The organism is Mesorhizobium hawassense, assembly GCF_003289945.1.
GTDB classification, from domain to species: Bacteria; Pseudomonadota; Alphaproteobacteria; order Rhizobiales; family Rhizobiaceae; genus Mesorhizobium; species Mesorhizobium hawassense.
The window spans coordinates 293,795-308,864 of the sequence record NZ_QMBP01000006.1 but is presented as its reverse complement, the minus strand read 5'-3'; the positions used below and the strand labels follow the sequence as shown (position 1 = coordinate 308,864).

Below are 15,070 nucleotides of genomic sequence, written 5' to 3'. Positions count from 1 at the left end.
CGCAGGCACCCGACGCGTCGAAAGCTTGCCCAAACGCCGGTCCCTTAAGCCATCCTCCCCAGCCTCTTCGTAGCGGTCGCGATAACGCCGAAATTGCCGTTCCGACATGCCCAGTAGCTCACCAGCCTCCAGCATCGAAAGATCGCCGCCATTCCAGCGGCTTAAAACGTCCCGAAACTTCTGCATTCTCCGGTCCTGTAGCCATGCTGTCCGTCCCATCCCCAGTCTCCATTCGCTGGCGATAAAACCGGACAACTCGTGTGCTACCTAACCCGGACAACTCATGTGCTTACGACACGCATAGGCTGAGGTGTTGCGCGCTGGCCATCTTTGATCTATAGGACCGCCGTTCCAAGAAAACCGCCCGGCAGGGCATGCCGTGGCGGTTTCATTTGCTTTTCGGGCTTTGGTCGGCCCGAAGCGAACAAGAAGCGCGATGGTGCGCCACCAATACGGAGTAGCAAAATGCCCAAGATGAAGACCAAATCGGCCGCCAAGAAGCGGTTCAAGATTACTGCCACCGGCAAGGTGCTGTCGGCTGCCGCCGGCAAGCGCCACGGCATGATCAAGCGTTCCAACAAGTTCATTCGCGATGCTCGCGGCACGATGGTTCTGGCTGAACCTGACGGCAAGAAGGTCATCAAGAATTTTCTGCCGAACGGCCTCTAATCCCTCGGCTCGGACAACGTTTTAAGGAGATCATGACATGGCACGCGTAAAGAGAGGCGTTACCGCCCACGCCAAGCACAAGAAGGTCCTGAAAGCCGCCAAGGGCTTCTACGGCCGTCGCAAGAACACCATCCGCATCGCCAAGCAGGCGGTGGAGAAGTCGCTGCAGTACGCCTACCGCGACCGCAAGAACCGCAAGCGCTCGTTCCGCGCGCTGTGGATCCAGCGCATCAACGCGGCGACCCACGAGCACGGCCTGACCTATGGCCGCTTCATCGACGGTCTCAACAAGGCCGGCATCGAGATCGACCGCAAGGTCCTTTCCGACATGGCCATCCACGAGCCGCAGGCTTTCGCCGCGCTGGTCGCCAAGGCCAAGGTCGCGCTCGAATATCTGAAGAACACCACGCCGAATGCTTTTGAGAGCGCTGTCGCCTAAGCCAGCGCTTCCCAAGCATTTCTAGTACTGATTTGGGGAACCCGCGCTGGCACGGCTGGCGCGGGTTTTTCTTATGCCTGAAAAATCGGCTTGAACGTGACCGTCACCTTCGAGGCTGATTTCCAACGAAGCGAGTTTGACCGTGAACGACGCAACTACCGGCTTGGATACACTTGAAAATTCCCTTCTGGCCGAAATCGCGGCCGCCGCCGACGAGCAGGCGATCGAGGCGGTGCGCGTCTCGGCGCTGGGCAAGAAGGGCTCGGTCTCCGAAATGCTGAAGACGCTGGGCGCCATGACCGCCGAGGAGCGCCAGGTGAAGGGCCCGGCGATCAACGGCCTGAAGAACCGCGTCACCGAAGCGCTCACCGCGCGCAAGGCGGAGCTGAAGGACGTGGCGATCGCCGCCCGGCTCGAAGCCGAGAAGGTCGACGTCACGCTTCCCGTTCGCCAGTCGCCGGCCGAGCGCGGCCGCATCCATCCGATCAGCCAGGTGATCGACGAGATCGCGGCGATCTTTGGCGACCTCGGCTTCTCGATCGCCGAAGGTCCGGATATCGAGACCGATTACTACAACTTCACCGCGCTGAATTTCCCCGAAGGACACCCGGCGCGCGAGATGCACGACACCTTCTTCTTCCAGCCGGACGAGAAGGGCGAGCGCAAGTTGTTGCGCACGCACACCTCGCCGGTCCAGATCCGCACCATGGAGGGGCAGAAGCCGCCGATCCGCATCGTCATCCCCGGCAAGACCTACCGGCAGGATTCCGACGCCACGCACTCGCCGATGTTCCATCAGGTCGAGGGGCTGGTGGTCGACAAGTCGGCCAACGTCGCCAACATGAAGTGGGTGCTGGAGGAGTTCTGCAAGGCCTTCTTCGAGGTGCCGTCGGTCAAGATGCGCTTCCGGCCGTCCTTCTTCCCGTTCACCGAGCCCAGCCTCGAGGTCGACATCCAGTGCGACCGCTCGCGTCCGGGCGAGGTGCGCTTCGGCGAAGGCTCCGACTGGATGGAGATTCTCGGCTGCGGCATGGTGCACCCGAACGTGCTGCGCGCAGGCGGGCTCGACCCCGACGAATATCAGGGCTTTGCCTGGGGCATGGGCATCGACCGCATCGCCATGCTGAAATACGGCATGCCGGATTTGCGCGCCTTTTTCGATGCCGACGTGCGCTGGCTGTCGCATTACGGTTTCCGGCCGCTCGACCTGCCGACGCTGTTCGGAGGACTGTCGACATGACTGCTCCCCACAGCGGCGGCTGCCGCTGCGGCGCGGTGCGGTTCGAGGCCTCGGCCGAGCCGCATCACATCAGCTATTGCCATTGCGGCGACTGCCGGCGCGCCAGCGGCGCGCCGGTGTCGGCCTTTGTCGGCTTCCTGGCCGATCAGGTCGCGTTCAACGGCAAGTCGCTGAAAAGCTACCGCAACGGCCCCGTGGAGCGCACGTTCTGCGGCATCTGCGGCTCGCCGATCGCCTATACCGACAAGCGGCTCGACAACCAGATCTATTTCATGCTCGGCGCCATGGACATGCCGGCCTATTTCAGGCCGACCGTGCATGCGCATGTGCGCGAGCAACTGCCCTTCCTGCATATGCCAGACGCATTGCCGCGCGAGTTGAAGACCAGCGTGCCCAGACCCGGCGAACAAACACCCGAAGAACAAAGATCCGACGGAACACAGTCATGAAATTCACCCTCTCCTGGCTCAAGGACCACCTCGAGACCGACGCCTCGCTTGCCGAGATCGTCGAGCGGCTGACCGCCATCGGCCTCGAAGTCGAACATGTCGACGACAAGGCCGGCCTGAAACCCTTCGTCATCGCCAAGGTGCTGACGGCGGTGCAGCATCCCGATGCCGACAGGCTAAGGGTGCTGACCGTCGACACCGGTAACGGCAAGCCGCCGGTGCAGGTGGTGTGCGGCGCGCCGAACGCCCGCGCCGGCCTGGTCGGCGCCTTCGCGGCGCCCGGCACCTATGTCCCCGGCATCGACGTGACGCTGTCGGTCGGCAAGATCCGCGGCGTCGAGAGCCACGGCATGATGTGCTCGGAGCGCGAGCTGGAAATCTCCGACGAGCACAACGGCATCATCGATTTGCCGCAGGACGCGCCGGTCGGCACCAGCTTCGCGGCCTACGCGCATCTCGACGATCCGGTGATCGAGATCAATCTGACGCCGAACCGCCCAGACGCGACCAGCGTCTACGGCATCGCGCGCGATCTCGCCGCAAGCGGGCTCGGCCGGCTCACCGGCGGCGCGATCATGCCGCATGCCGGCGAAGGTCTGTGCCCGCTCAAGGTCACGATCGAGGCGCCGGAGCTTTGCCCGGGCTTCGCGCTCAGGCTGGTGAAGGGCGTCAAGAACGGCCCGTCGCCGAAATGGCTGCAGCAGCGGCTGATCGCCATCGGCTTGCGTCCGATCAGCGCGCTGGTCGACATCACCAACTACGTCACCTTCGACCGTGGCCGGCCGCTGCATGTCTTCGACGCCATGAAGGTCGCCGGCAACCTCGTCGTGCGCCGCGCCAGGGACGGCGAAAAGGTGCTGGCGCTCGACGGCCGCGAATACACGCTGACGCCGGAAATGTGCGTCATCGCCGACGACAACGGCGTCGAGTCGATCGCCGGCATCATGGGCGGCGAGCATTCGGGCTGCGACGAGAACACTACCGACGTGCTGATCGAATCCGCGCTCTGGGATCCGATCACCACGGCGCGAACCGGCCGCACGCTCGGCATCATCACTGATGCGCGCTACCGCTTCGAGCGCGGCGTCGACCCGGAATTCATGGTGCCGGGCGTCGAGCTGGCGACCAAGCTGGTCCTCGATTTCTGCGGCGGCACGCCGTCGGAGATCGAGGTTGCCGGCTATGCCGGCCACAAGCCGAAGGTCGTCTCTTTCCCGCTGTCGGAAGTGAAGCGGCTGACCGGCATCGAGGTGCCTAGAGAAGAAGCTCTCGATATCCTGACCCGTCTCGGCTTCGAGCCGCAGGGCCCGGGCGACGTCGTCAAGGTGAAAGTGCCGTCCTGGCGACCGGATGTCGACGGCAAGGCCGACCTGGTTGAGGAGGTGATGCGCATCCACGGCGTCGACAACATCTTGGCCCAGCCGCTGACCTCGCATGACGCGGTCAATGGCAGGATCCTGACTGTGCTGCAGATCCGCACCCGCGCCGCCAAGCGCGCGCTCGCCGTGCGCGGCATGATGGAGGCCGTCACCTGGTCATTCATCCCGGCCAGGCACGCCGAACTGTTCGGCGGCGGCCAGACGGCGCTGAAGCTCGCCAATCCGATCGCCGCCGACATGTCCGACATGCGGCCCTCGCTGCTGCCCGGGCTGATCGCGGCCGCGCAGCGCAATGCCGACAAGGGTATCGGCGACGTGGCGCTGTTCGAGGTTTCCAGCACCTATGAGGGCGACGGCGCCGACCAGCAGCGGCGCGTCGCCGCCGGTGTGCGGCGCGGCACTGCCAAGCTCGACGGTGCGGGCCGCAGCTGGGCCGGCAATGCCGGGCCGGTCGGCGTGTTCGACGCCAAGGCCGACGCGATCGCGGCGCTCGAAGCCTGCGGCGCGCCGGTCGACCGGCTGCAGATCGAGCCCGGCGGCCCGGCCTGGTATCATCCGGGACGTTCCGGCACGATCAAGCTCGGCCCGAAGACCGTGCTCGGCACCTTCGGCGAATTCCACCCGAAGACGCTGGACGGGCTCGACGTCTCCGGGCCGATCTGCGGCTTCGAGGTTTTCGTCGACGCCGTGCCGGAGCCGAAGGCCAAGCCGACGCGCACCAAGCCGAAGCTGGAGCTCTCGCCCTTCCAGGCGGTGAAGCGCGATTTCGCCTTCGTCGTCGACCGGTCGGTCGAGGCCGGCACGCTGGTGCGGGCAGCGCTCGCGGCCGACAAGAAGCTGGTCACCGGCGTTTCGGTGTTCGACGTCTTCGAGGGCGCGTCGCTGGGCACGGCCAAGAAGTCGATCGCCATCGAGGTCTCGATCCAGCCGGTCGAAAAGACGCTGACCGACGAGGATTTCGAGGCGCTGGCCAAGCGCATCGTCGAGAACGTCAACAAGCAGACGGGCGGCGTGCTGCGCGCTTAGGCGCGGCACGTTTCCGACGCAGGTACCCAAATGTCCGCGACTGAAAAGCTGACAATCAATTGGCTGGCGACGCATATCGGAACCATCGACGGCTTCCTGAACGACCAGGAATGCGCCGACTTGATCCGCGACAGCGAAAGGCGCGGATTCGAGGAGGCCGCGTCAATAGCGGCGGCAATGCGCTGCTGATGAAGGACCTGCGCAACAACGACCGTGTCATTTTCGATGACGAGGATCTTGCCGACCTGTTCTTCGCCCGGGCGCGGGGGCTGCTCTATCGCGGCATCGGCGAATGGCGGCTCAAGGGCTTCAACGAGCGCTTCCGCTTCTATCGCTACGGACCCGGCCAGAAATTCGACTGGCACCATGACGGCACTTTCGTACGCACCGCCGACGAGCATAGCCAGTTCACCTTCATGATCTATCTCTCTGATGATTTCGAGGGCGGCGGCACGTCATTTCGCGGCACGCTGCCCGGCTATGAGGGCAACAGCCTCGTGGTGAAGCCCCGCACAGGCATGGCCTTGGTTTTCTATCACCCGATCGAGCATCGCGGCGACCAGGTGTTGTCGGGCCGCAAATATGTCATCCGCACCGACGTGATGTACAAACGCTGAGCCCATTGCGCGGTGATGGCGAATCGTCCTCCAAAGGGCGATGAGCCATCTGCGCTATTCCGGCCTTCCCTTCGAAGAACAGCGCGCGGCATTCCTAGGGATCGTCGCGTCCGACCCGCTGCTGGCCGAGACGCTGGCGCGGGTGCGGGAACTTGCGTTACCGGACTGGCTGGTGGTTTCGGGCGCGCTCTACAACAGCGTCTGGAACCATCTGACCAACAAGCCGCCGGGCTACGGCATCAAGGATGTCGACCTTTTCTACTTCGATGATGCCGACCTTTCCTACGAGGCCGAGGATGCGGTGATCCGCCGGGCGGCGGCGCATTTCGAGGGCTTGCCGCTGCCGGTCGAGGTGCGCAACCAGGCGCGGGTGCATTTGTGGTATCCGGTGAAGTTCGGGCAGGAGTGCCCGCGCTATGCCAGCGCCAGCGAGTCGGTGAGCTATTTTGCGTCGAAGGCGCATGCGGTCGGGGTGCGGTTCGGACGGGACGGAGCGCTGGAACTGGTGGCGCCGTTCGGGCTGGACGATGTTTTTTCGTTTCGGATTACGCCGAACAGGGTGCTGGACAATCAGCGGACGCATGAGGCGAAGGGCGCGCGTGCCAAGGAGTATTGGTCGGAGATTGAGGTGATGGCCTGGTAGGCTCTTACCCCATGGCCAAAGCGATAAGGAGCCTAATGTCGGCGGGACAGCACCCCCCTCTGCCCTGCCGGGCATCTCCCCCGCAAGGGGGGAGATTGGCAGTTTCGTCGGCGCACCCCTTCTTGCAGCGTTGGTGATTGGCGAAAGCCGTGGCGACATCTGATCTCCCCCCTTGCGGGGGAGATGGCCGGCAGGCCAGAGGGGGGTGCCTCGCGCCAACGTCTCAATAAAAAGGGCGCCGAAGCGCCTCTTTTCCTTGCGGTCGCTCACCCATTCACCAGCGCCAGCAGCTCCTCGGTATAGCGCTTGCCGACCACCTTGTCAGGCGACAGCGCATCGCCGATCGCCGCGACTTCCGCCGCGCTGAGCTCGATCCCGGCCGCCGCCGTGTTCTGCTCCAGATGGTGCATCTTGCGCGCGCCCGGGATCGGCACGATGAAATCGCCCTGGTGCAGCACCCAGGCCAGCGCCAGCTGCGCCGACGTGACACCCTTCTCGGCCGCCATCTTCGCCAGCACCGCGATGACGGTGTTGTTGGCTTCCATCGCCTCGGCCTGGAAGCGCGGCAGGGTCAGGCGCCAGTCGCCGGCGCCGAGCGCGTCGGGCTTGCTGAGCGCGCCGGCGAGCAGGCCGCGGCCGAGCGGGCTGTAAGGGACAAAGCCGATGCCGAGCTCGCGGCAGACGGCGAGGATCTCGTCCTCGGGATCGCGGCTCCACAGCGAATATTCGCTCTGGACGGCGGCGATCGGGTGCACGGCATGCGCCCGGCGCAGCGTGGCTGCGCTCACTTCCGACAGGCCGAGCGCCCGCACCTTGCCTTCGCGCACCAGTTCGGCCATGGCGCCGACCGTGTCCTCGATCGGCACGTCGGGGTCGACGCGGTGCTGGTAATAGAGGTCGATCACATCGGTATCGAGCCGCTTCAGCGAGGCTTCGGCCACCGCCTTGACGTGTTCGGGGCGACTGTCGACGCCGGCCATGCGGTCGATGCCCGTGCCTTCGTCCAAAATCTTGAAGCCGAATTTGGTGGCGATCGTCACCTTGTCGCGCACCGGCTTCAGCGCCTTGCCGAGCAGGATCTCGTTCTCGAACGGCCCATAGACCTCGGCCGTGTCGAAGAAGGTGACGCCGATCTCGACGGCGCGGCGCAGCGTGGCGATCGACTCGGCTTCCGGCTGGCCGCCATAGGCGAAGCTCATTCCCATGCAGCCGAGGCCGACGGGGAAGACTTCGAGTTCAGTTCCGAGTTTGCGGGTTTGCATGGCGCATCTCCTTGTTGCGATGGCGATGAGATAGTGCCTTGCAACGCGTTCGATAATTCTGGCACTTTTGTACGGCTTGCTCTATAAAATAGAACAATGAACCGCACCAACCTTTCCCAACTGGCCGTGCTCGCCACAGTCGCCCAATGCGCCAGCTTTCGCGGTGCCGCGCGCGAGCTCGGCATCGCGCCATCGGCGGTCAGCCACGCGGTCTCCAGCCTGGAGGCGCGGCTCGGCGTGCGGCTGCTGGCGCGCAGCACGCGCAGCGTCGCGCCGACCGAGGAGGGCGCGCAGCTGCTGGAGCGGCTGCGGCCGGCGCTGTCCGAGATCGACCTGGCGCTGGAAACGGCTGTCGAGGCGCGCGACCGGCCGGCCGGCAATCTGCGGCTGACCGTGCCGCGCACGGCCGCGCATCTGACGCTGACGCCGCGGCTCGGCGCCTTTGCCGCGACTTTTCCCGAGATCGTGCTGGAGATCGTCATCGAGGACCGCTTCACCGACGTGGTCGAAGGCGGTTTCGACGCCGGCGTGCGGCTCGGCGAGAGCCTGCAGCGCGACATGATCGCGGTGCGCATCGGCCCCGATCTTCGCGGCGCCGTCGTCGGCGCGCCGTCCTATTTCGCGACGATGCCGAAACCTCGCCATCCCCGCGATCTGGCGGATCATCGCTGCATCCGCTTCCGTTTCTCCAGCGGCGTGCTTTACCGCTGGGAATTCGAGAAGGACGGCGAGGAGATCGAAATTGCCGCGCAAGGGCCGCTGATCCTCGACGAGGACCATCTGATCGCCCAGGCGGCGGCCGACGGCGCCGGGCTCGCCTTCGTCTTCGAGCCCTACGTACGGGCGCCGCTCGCCGACGGAAGGCTGATCCGCGCGCTGGAGGACTGGTGCCCGTCTTTCGAGGGCTTCTTCGTCTACTATCCGAGCCGCAGGCAAATGCGGCCGGCATTGCGGGCGTTCGTGGATTTCTTCAAGGTGGGTGGATAAGCCCACCTCTTCACTAGTGGGGAGGGTAAGGCTCCGGAAGAAAGCCAGCGCCTACTTCGTTCGCCTCACCATGCAGTCCATCATCAACACCTCCACCCGATACGGCTGGGCGATGATCATCCTCCACTGGCTGATCGGCGTCATCTTCATCGGTCAGTTCGTGCTTGGCTACGTCATGATGCGAACCCCGAGCCAGCGGACGTCTTTCGAACTGATCCAGCTGCACAAATCCTTCGGCTTCCTGCTGCTGGGACTGATCATCCTGCGCATCGCCTGGCGGCTTCGCAATGCGGCACCGGCCTTGCCGGCATCGGTTGGAATGCTGGAGCGCAGAACAGCGCCGCTGGCGCATTTCGCGCTCTATGCCTTCCAGATCGCGCTGCCGCTCTCCGGCTGGGCGTTGGTCTCGGTCTCGACCCTGGAGATCCCGACCATGCCGTTCAATCTCTTCGTGATGCCCAATCTGCCGCTGACCGAGTCCGATGCTTCGGAGAGCTTTTGGACGTCAGCGCATTGGTATCTCGCCTATGCCGGCATCGCGCTGGTGGCGCTGCATGTCCTTGCCGCGCTGCGCCATCATTTCCTGCTGCGCGACAGCGTGCTTGCGCGCATGATCACACCTTCGTCAGGCGGGGAATAGAACAGGCCCAGCAATCGTTGTTGGGGCGAGATGACGGCAATGCGCTGTCTCACGAAAAGGACCATCCTCATGAAAGCGCGCATCCTCGGATTGGCGGCTTTTGCCGCTTGCCTTGCCATGCCCGTCTACGCGGCAGTGGCGCTCAGCGACGCCGCCGGCAGCTACACGATCAGCCCGTCGGGCTCCTCGATCCGCTTCACCATCGGCAAGGCCGGCGGCGGCGGCTTCGACGGCGCTTTCGGCCGCTTCAAGGGCACGATCCGCATCGACAACGGCGATGTCGGCCGCTCCAAGGTAGACCTCACCATCTATCCCGAGAGCGTCGGCACCGGGCAGGGCCGCATCGATGCATTCCTGCGCTCCGACGCGGTGTTCGATGCCGCCAACAATCCCGAAATCCAGTTCCGCTCGACCAACGTCACCCGCACCGGCGACACGACCGCGCTGGTGACCGGCCGGCTGACGGCGCGCGGCAAGACGTTTCCGGAAAAATTCACGGCCGAGCTCGGCGGATTGAAGGGCGGGACCATCAAGTTCCACGTCACCGGCAAGGTGCTCAGGTCGCGCTATGGCATGGATGTCGGTACGCCGCTCTATTCCAACGTCGTCGACTTCGACATGACACTGATGGGGAAGAGAGGTTAGGCGCGGCCTCTTTTCCTCGCCCCCGGCAAGGCGGTCTACGCAACGCACACACCTTCTGTGACCGGCGTGACCGATCAGGCTGCGGCTTGATTGCCAGGTGGTTCCCCCAATCCGTCGCTGCTTCGCAGCGCCACCTTTCCCCCCTCCGGAGGGAAAGGAAGGAGCCTTGCTGGACAAGCGTTGACGGCAAAAAAGCTTGGCGCCTTTCCTCTACCCCGTCGATCGGGGGAGAGGTGGCTCGGCGAAGCCGAGACGGAGTGGGGGTCGACCAGCGCTACATTAGACAATGGATGCGCCAAGCTGCACGGAGCTTCGCGCATTGGCTTTTCCCTCGATTTGGGGCACACCTCCATCGATGTAACCGACATGGAGAAGCGTGATGTTCCGATGGGGTGTTCTGTCGACGGCGAAGATCGGCCGCGAGCAGCTTTTGCCGGCAATCGTGGATTCGGAGAACGGCGTCCTGTCGGCGATCGCCAGCCGTGACCTGTCGAAGGCCAAGGCACTGGGCGAACGCTTCGGTGCCCGCCATGCCTTCGGCTCCTATGAGGAATTGCTTGCTTCCAAGGAGGTCGACGGCGTCTACATCCCGCTGCCGACCTCGCAGCATGTCGAATGGACGGCAAAGGCGATCGAAGCCGGCAAGCATGTGCTGGTCGAGAAGCCGCTGGCGCTCGACGCCAAGGACATCCCGCCGCTGATCAAGCTGCGCGACCAGAAGAAGGTGCTGGTCTGCGAGGCCTTCATGGTCGTCTACCACCCGCAATGGATCAAGGTGCGCGACCTCATCGCCGGCGGCGCCATCGGCCGGCTGCGGCACGTGCAGGGCGCGTTCTCCTATTACAATGTCGACCCCAAGAACATGCGCAACCAGCTCGATCTCGGCGGCGGCGCGCTGCCCGACATCGGCGTCTATCCGACGGTGTCGACGCGGTTTTCGACCGGCAAGGAGCCGCTGCGCGTGCAAGCGACGATCGAGCGCGACAAGAATTTCGGCACCGACATCTATTCCTCGATCCGCGCCGATTTCGGCGACTTCGAGCTGTCATTCTACCTCTCGACGCAGATGGCGGCGCGCCAGGTGATGGTGTTCCACGGCGAGCAAGGCTTCATCGAAGTCTTCGGCCCGTTCAATGCCGGACTCTACGAGCACCACCGCATCGAGCTGCACAACCAGAACCACACCGAGGCGCAGGTGTTCCGCTTCCCCGGCACGCAGCAATACCGGCTGGAGTGCGAAGCCTTCGTGCGCGCCGCCCAGGGCGGCAAGGACCCCGTCTTCACGCTGGAGGAATCGGTGCTCAATCAGAAGGTGATCGACGCCATCTTCCGCGCCGGCGAGAAAGACGGCTGGGAAACCGTGTAGCGTTTCCGAGTAAGTTTGCCGGCTAATTCCTGGGAGGAAAAATGGCTGACGCGGACGTGATCATTGTCGGCGCGGGGCTGGCGGGCCTCGTTACCGCCGCCGAACTGACTGACGCCGGCAAGAAAATCATCATCGTCGACCAGGAGCCGGAGCAGTCGCTGGGCGGCCAGGCCTTCTGGTCGTTCGGCGGGCTTTTCCTGGTCGATTCGCCCGAGCAGCGCCGCATGCGCATTCGCGATTCGCACGACCTCGCGCTCGAAGACTGGATGGGCACCGCCGCCTTCGACCGCCCGGAGGATTTCTGGCCGCGCAAATGGGCGGAAGCCTATGTCGGTTTCGCCGCCGGCGAGAAGCGTTCCTGGCTGATCGAGAGGGGCTTGAAATTCTTCCCCGTCGTCGGCTGGGCCGAGCGCGGCGGCGGCAATGCCGTTGGCCACGGCAATTCGGTGCCGCGCTTCCATATCACCTGGGGCACCGGTCCCGGCGTGCTCGAACCGTTCGTGCTGCGCGTGCGCGAGGCGCAAACGCGCGGGCTGGTCGAGTTCAGGTTTCGCCACCGGGTCAACGAAATCGTCCGCACCGGCAACGTTGTCACCGGCGTGCGCGGCGAGGTGCTGGAAGGGAGCAGCGTCGAGCGCGGCCGCAAGAGTTCTCGCGATGTCGCCGGCGATTTCGAACTTCGTGCGCAAGCCGTGATCGTCGCTTCCGGAGGCATCGGCGGCAATCACGAGCTGGTGCGCCAGAACTGGCCGCAGCGCCTGGGTGCTGCACCGAAGCGCATGATCACCGGGGTGCCGGACCATGTCGACGGGCGCATGCTGGCGATTACCGAAAAGGCCGGCGGCAGGATCATCAACCGCGACCGCATGTGGCACTATGTCGAGGGGATCAAGAACTGGGCTCCGATCTGGACCGAGCATGCGATCCGCATCCTGCCCGGCCCCTCCTCGGTCTGGCTCGACGCGCGCGGCAAACGCCTGCCGGTTCCGCTCTATCCGAGCTTCGATACGCTGGCCACGCTCAGCCACATCATGAGCACCGGCTTCGACTATTCCTGGTTCATCCTGACCAGGAAGATCGTCCAGAAGGAGTTCGCGCTGTCGGGCTCCGAGCAGAATCCCGACCTCACCGGCAAAAGCTGGCGGCAGGTTCTGAGCCGCGCGACGAGCGGCATCCCCGGCCCGGTGAAAGCCTTCATGGAAAAGGGCGAGGACTTCATCGTCGAGGCCGACCTTGCGAAACTGGTGGCGCGCATGAACGCGCTGGCCGGCGGCGAGCCGCTGCTGGAGGTCGCCCAGGTCCAGCGCGAGATCCGCGCCCGCGACATGCAGCTCGACAATCCGTTCTCGAAAGACGCGCAGATCACGGCGCTGCGCGGCGCGCGCGCCTATCTGGGCGACAGACTGATCCGCACGGCAAAGCCGCACAAGATGCTCGACCCGGCGAACGGCCCGCTGATTGCGGTGCGCCTCAACATCCTCACCCGCAAGACGCTGGGCGGCCTCGAGACCGATCTCGACAGCCGGGTGCTCGACGCCGCCGGTGAGCCGGTGCCGGGTCTCTATGCGGTGGGCGAAGTCGCCGGCTTCGGCGGCGGCGGCGTGCATGGCTACGCGGCGCTGGAAGGCACCTTCCTCGGCGGCTGCATCTTTTCCGGACGCAGCGCCGGGCGAGCGGCGGCAAAGGCGGTCGCCTGACCGCGCGATCAGGCCGACCGGGAGGCAGTGGTCTGCCGGAGTCTTTGTTATTCGCAACTCCGGACGGCAAACGCTACGCACTTTCCTGGAATTGCTCTACCGGCTTACCAGCACCATGCGGTTGCCTTCGCTGTCATGGAATTCGGCGATGACGCGGCCGGGCTCCCAAGGCGCTTCCTGCGGCTCGCTGACGATCTCGACGCCCTTTGCCTTGAGCGATGCGACCGTTGCCTCGACATCGTCGTCGACCAGGACCAGCACGGGGCCTTCGCTCGGCGACGCGTCGGCCCGCCCGATGAAGTGCAGATTGGTGACGGCGTGCGGGAAGGCCAGTTCCAGCCAGCGCCAGCCGCCGTCGCCCATCGGATGATCGGCAATGACCTGGCAGGCAAGCTTGTCGGTGTAGAACGCCTTGGCGCGGTCCTGGTCGAATACCGGCAGCTCGGCAAACTGGATATGCATGATGTCTCTCCTCATCGTGGGAGGCCGTCGATGCGGCCTCGACATGCAAAAGACGACGCAAGCGGGCGAAAAGATTCTCGGCTGATGAGAATCTTCTTGCCGAACCAGAACGTCTTTCCTTCGCAAACCCGTCGAAGGAGACGACCATGACCTACAATTTGATCCGCTACGGCGTGAAGGACGCCAGCATCGCCGAGAACCGGGCGCTGGTGGCGAAAGTGTTCGGGGCGCTCGATGAGACGCAACCGCAATCCGTGCGCTATCTGGTGCTCGAACTGGAAAATGGCGAATTCGTCCATCTGGTCGGCTACGACAAGGACGGTTCGGCGCTGACCGAACTCGACGCTTTCAAGGCTTTCAGCGCCGATCACGCCGACCGGCGTTCGACGCCGCTGGCGAGGTCGCCGGCGAAGATCGTCGGCAATTACCATATGCTGGCGAACGAGACCGCGCCGGCCTGACTGCATGAGCCACGGCCACGATTGAGAGAACGAGGACGATGAGCTCAGCGAAATTCGACCGCGCGGCACTCGAATCCATGCTCGTCGACCTGCGTCCGAAGCTGCATCGCTATGCCGCCCGCATGGCCGGCTCGACGATCGAGGGCGAGGACATCGTTCAGGAGGCGATCGTGAAGGCGCTTGCGGGGCATGATACCGGCGCATTGGTCGAGCGCCCCGAGCAGTGGCTGTTTCGTATCGCCCACAACGCGGCGCAGGATCATCTGCGCCGCCGCCAGCGCGAGCGCTCCCGAACAATCGAGGCCGACATGACGGCAATAGAGGATCTTTCGGCCAGCGCCGAGGCAAGGCTTGCGGCGGCAACGAGCCTGCGCACCTTCATGCAGCTCACGCTGGCGCAGCGCGCGGCGGTGATCCTGACCGACGTGCTCGGCCTCAGCCTCTCCGAAACCTGCGCGGTGACGGGCGCGACCCTGGCGGCAACCAAGGCGGCGCTGCATCGCGGCCGTGCCGAATTAAAAGCGCTGGCCGACCGACCCGATGAAGTCGCGATGCCGAAGCTCGATCCGGAAGAAGAGCGTCGCCTGCGCCGCTATGTCGATCTCTTCAACGCCCGCGACTTCGACGCCGTCAGGGCGCTGATCGCCGAGGACATCGAGCTCGAGGTCGTCAACCGCACCCGCCTCAGGGGCAAGAAGCAGGCCTCGACCTATTTCGGCAATTACGACCGCGCCGGCGACTGGGCGCTGTCGCTCGGCTTCGTCGAGGGACGGCCGGCGATCCTGATCCGCAACCCGCGGGCGGACAACGCCGTGCGTGGTTTCATGCTCCTGGACTGGCGCAACGACCAGGTCGCGGGCATCCGCGATTTCCGCTACGCGCCCTATTGCCTCGAGAATGCCGACATCCGCGCCATCGCCGTTTGATCGCCGCGTGAGGCGCTGCCCCATCAAATCATCGTGAAGTCGCGCGATCGTCACGGATCGGCCATCAGTGCAGCAGCATAGGCCTGCTTGAAGTCGGCCAGCTCCCAGTCCGATACGCCGCGGTACGATCATTTCACCGTCCGCGAAGAGGGCACCTGGCCG

Annotated in this window: 18 protein-coding genes; 15 read left to right on the top strand and 3 right to left on the bottom strand. The window is 64.7% G+C overall.

Translation table 11 applies throughout. From position 1 onward, the window contains the following. On the bottom strand, positions 1–186 hold a 186-nt coding region (locus DPM33_RS15780), incomplete at its 3' end, for a helix-turn-helix domain-containing protein (RefSeq protein ID WP_167449087.1). 279 nt (positions 187–465) lie between these two features. Here DPM33_RS15780 and rpmI point away from each other — a divergent pair. The 8 genes from rpmI (at position 466) to DPM33_RS15745 (ending at position 6,462) form a co-directional block, all read left to right on the top strand. Further along, positions 466–669, top strand: coding sequence for a 50S ribosomal protein L35 (gene rpmI / locus DPM33_RS15775; RefSeq protein ID WP_027166935.1), 204 nt, complete (start codon positions 466–468; stop codon positions 667–669). 37 nt (positions 670–706) lie between these two features. Continuing rightward, positions 707–1,108: a 50S ribosomal protein L20 gene (rplT, locus tag DPM33_RS15770; RefSeq protein ID WP_042637600.1), complete on the top strand. Its 402-nt coding sequence runs from the start codon at positions 707–709 to the stop codon at positions 1,106–1,108. A 142-nt stretch (positions 1,109–1,250) separates the two neighbouring features. Further along, entirely contained in the window at positions 1,251–2,348 is a 1,098-nt protein-coding gene (pheS, locus tag DPM33_RS15765) for a phenylalanine--tRNA ligase subunit alpha (protein WP_112098379.1), read from the top strand. Next, a complete protein-coding gene (locus tag DPM33_RS15760) occupies positions 2,345–2,797 on the top strand; it encodes a GFA family protein (protein ID WP_112098345.1) in 453 nt (150 codons plus the stop codon). The genes pheS and DPM33_RS15760 overlap by 4 nt, the downstream gene beginning before the upstream one ends. After that, positions 2,794–5,202 (top strand): phenylalanine--tRNA ligase subunit beta, encoded by a 2,409-nt coding sequence (gene pheT / locus DPM33_RS15755; RefSeq protein WP_112098344.1) that lies wholly within the window; start codon positions 2,794–2,796, stop codon positions 5,200–5,202. Before DPM33_RS15760 ends, pheT begins: the two co-directional genes overlap by 4 nt. Before the next feature lie 30 nt (positions 5,203–5,232). Then, the gene (locus DPM33_RS36980) at positions 5,233–5,391 is read left to right on the top strand and encodes a hypothetical protein (RefSeq protein ID WP_245442173.1); all 159 of its coding nucleotides are present in this window, start codon (positions 5,233–5,235) and stop codon (positions 5,389–5,391) included. Beyond that, entirely contained in the window at positions 5,391–5,819 is a 429-nt protein-coding gene (locus DPM33_RS15750; protein WP_245442171.1) for a 2OG-Fe(II) oxygenase, read from the top strand. The genes DPM33_RS36980 and DPM33_RS15750 overlap by 1 nt, the downstream gene beginning before the upstream one ends. A 40-nt stretch (positions 5,820–5,859) precedes the next feature. Then, positions 5,860–6,462, top strand: a complete 603-nt coding sequence (locus tag DPM33_RS15745) for a nucleotidyltransferase family protein (RefSeq protein ID WP_112098343.1) — start codon at positions 5,860–5,862, stop codon at positions 6,460–6,462. Positions 6,463–6,728: 266 nt separating this feature from the next. On the opposite strand, the gene DPM33_RS15740 is transcribed toward DPM33_RS15745, so the two are convergent. Further along, the gene (locus DPM33_RS15740; RefSeq protein ID WP_112098342.1) at positions 6,729–7,724 is read right to left on the bottom strand and encodes an aldo/keto reductase; all 996 of its coding nucleotides are present in this window, start codon (positions 7,722–7,724) and stop codon (positions 6,729–6,731) included. Positions 7,725–7,820: 96 nt separating this feature from the next. Between DPM33_RS15740 and DPM33_RS15735 the strand changes: the two genes are divergently transcribed. The 5 genes from DPM33_RS15735 to DPM33_RS15715 all read left to right on the top strand — a co-directional run bounded on the left by DPM33_RS15735 (position 7,821) and on the right by DPM33_RS15715 (position 13,059). Continuing rightward, entirely contained in the window at positions 7,821–8,711 is an 891-nt protein-coding gene (locus tag DPM33_RS15735; RefSeq protein WP_112098341.1) for a LysR family transcriptional regulator, read from the top strand. Between the two features lie 70 nt (positions 8,712–8,781). Next, positions 8,782–9,351 carry a cytochrome b gene (locus tag DPM33_RS15730; protein WP_112098340.1) on the top strand — a complete coding sequence of 190 codons (570 nt, stop codon included), beginning with the start codon at positions 8,782–8,784 and terminating at the stop codon, positions 9,349–9,351. Positions 9,352–9,420: 69 nt separating this feature from the next. Then, complete coding sequence (locus DPM33_RS15725) at positions 9,421–9,996, top strand: YceI family protein (RefSeq protein ID WP_112098339.1); 576 nt, start codon at positions 9,421–9,423, stop codon at positions 9,994–9,996. A 379-nt stretch (positions 9,997–10,375) separates the two neighbouring features. Next, positions 10,376–11,362, top strand: coding sequence for a Gfo/Idh/MocA family protein (locus tag DPM33_RS15720; protein WP_112098338.1), 987 nt, complete (start codon positions 10,376–10,378; stop codon positions 11,360–11,362). A 41-nt stretch (positions 11,363–11,403) separates the two neighbouring features. Further along, on the top strand, positions 11,404–13,059 hold the full coding sequence (locus tag DPM33_RS15715; protein ID WP_112098337.1) for an FAD-binding dehydrogenase: 1,656 nt from the start codon (positions 11,404–11,406) through the stop codon (positions 13,057–13,059). A gap of 96 nt (positions 13,060–13,155) precedes the next feature. On the opposite strand, the gene DPM33_RS15710 is transcribed toward DPM33_RS15715, so the two are convergent. Continuing rightward, positions 13,156–13,521, bottom strand: coding sequence for a VOC family protein (locus DPM33_RS15710; protein ID WP_112098336.1), 366 nt, complete (start codon positions 13,519–13,521; stop codon positions 13,156–13,158). 146 nt (positions 13,522–13,667) lie between these two features. Between DPM33_RS15710 and DPM33_RS15705 the strand changes: the two genes are divergently transcribed. Next, positions 13,668–13,982 (top strand): hypothetical protein, encoded by a 315-nt coding sequence (locus DPM33_RS15705; RefSeq protein WP_245442169.1) that lies wholly within the window; start codon positions 13,668–13,670, stop codon positions 13,980–13,982. A 38-nt stretch (positions 13,983–14,020) separates the two neighbouring features. After that, entirely contained in the window at positions 14,021–14,908 is an 888-nt protein-coding gene (locus tag DPM33_RS15700; protein WP_112098335.1) for a sigma-70 family RNA polymerase sigma factor, read from the top strand. Positions 14,909–15,070: the final 162 nt, after the last annotated feature.

What these genes read in the sequence shown, in the direction of transcription:
- rpmI (WP_027166935.1), top strand. Translation starts at nt 466, where the DNA reads ATGCCCAAGATGAAGACCAAATCGGCCGCCAAGAAGCGGTTCAAGATT.
- rplT (WP_042637600.1), top strand. Translation starts at nt 707, where the DNA reads ATGGCACGCGTAAAGAGAGGCGTTACCGCCCACGCCAAGCACAAGAAG.
- DPM33_RS15760 (WP_112098345.1), top strand. Translation starts at nt 2,345, where the DNA reads ATGACTGCTCCCCACAGCGGCGGCTGCCGCTGCGGCGCGGTGCGGTTC.
- pheT (WP_112098344.1), top strand. Translation starts at nt 2,794, where the DNA reads ATGAAATTCACCCTCTCCTGGCTCAAGGACCACCTCGAGACCGACGCC.
- DPM33_RS36980 (WP_245442173.1), top strand. Translation starts at nt 5,233, where the DNA reads ATGTCCGCGACTGAAAAGCTGACAATCAATTGGCTGGCGACGCATATC.
- DPM33_RS15750 (WP_245442171.1), top strand. Translation starts at nt 5,391, where the DNA reads ATGAAGGACCTGCGCAACAACGACCGTGTCATTTTCGATGACGAGGAT.
- DPM33_RS15745 (WP_112098343.1), top strand. Translation starts at nt 5,860, where the DNA reads ATGAGCCATCTGCGCTATTCCGGCCTTCCCTTCGAAGAACAGCGCGCG.
- DPM33_RS15740 (WP_112098342.1), bottom strand. Translation starts at nt 7,724, where the DNA reads ATGCAAACCCGCAAACTCGGAACTGAACTCGAAGTCTTCCCCGTCGGC.
- DPM33_RS15735 (WP_112098341.1), top strand. Translation starts at nt 7,821, where the DNA reads ATGAACCGCACCAACCTTTCCCAACTGGCCGTGCTCGCCACAGTCGCC.
- DPM33_RS15730 (WP_112098340.1), top strand. Translation starts at nt 8,782, where the DNA reads ATGCAGTCCATCATCAACACCTCCACCCGATACGGCTGGGCGATGATC.
- DPM33_RS15725 (WP_112098339.1), top strand. Translation starts at nt 9,421, where the DNA reads ATGAAAGCGCGCATCCTCGGATTGGCGGCTTTTGCCGCTTGCCTTGCC.
- DPM33_RS15720 (WP_112098338.1), top strand. Translation starts at nt 10,376, where the DNA reads ATGTTCCGATGGGGTGTTCTGTCGACGGCGAAGATCGGCCGCGAGCAG.
- DPM33_RS15715 (WP_112098337.1), top strand. Translation starts at nt 11,404, where the DNA reads ATGGCTGACGCGGACGTGATCATTGTCGGCGCGGGGCTGGCGGGCCTC.
- DPM33_RS15710 (WP_112098336.1), bottom strand. Translation starts at nt 13,521, where the DNA reads ATGCATATCCAGTTTGCCGAGCTGCCGGTATTCGACCAGGACCGCGCC.
- DPM33_RS15705 (WP_245442169.1), top strand. Translation starts at nt 13,668, where the DNA reads ATGACCTACAATTTGATCCGCTACGGCGTGAAGGACGCCAGCATCGCC.
- DPM33_RS15700 (WP_112098335.1), top strand. Translation starts at nt 14,021, where the DNA reads ATGAGCTCAGCGAAATTCGACCGCGCGGCACTCGAATCCATGCTCGTC.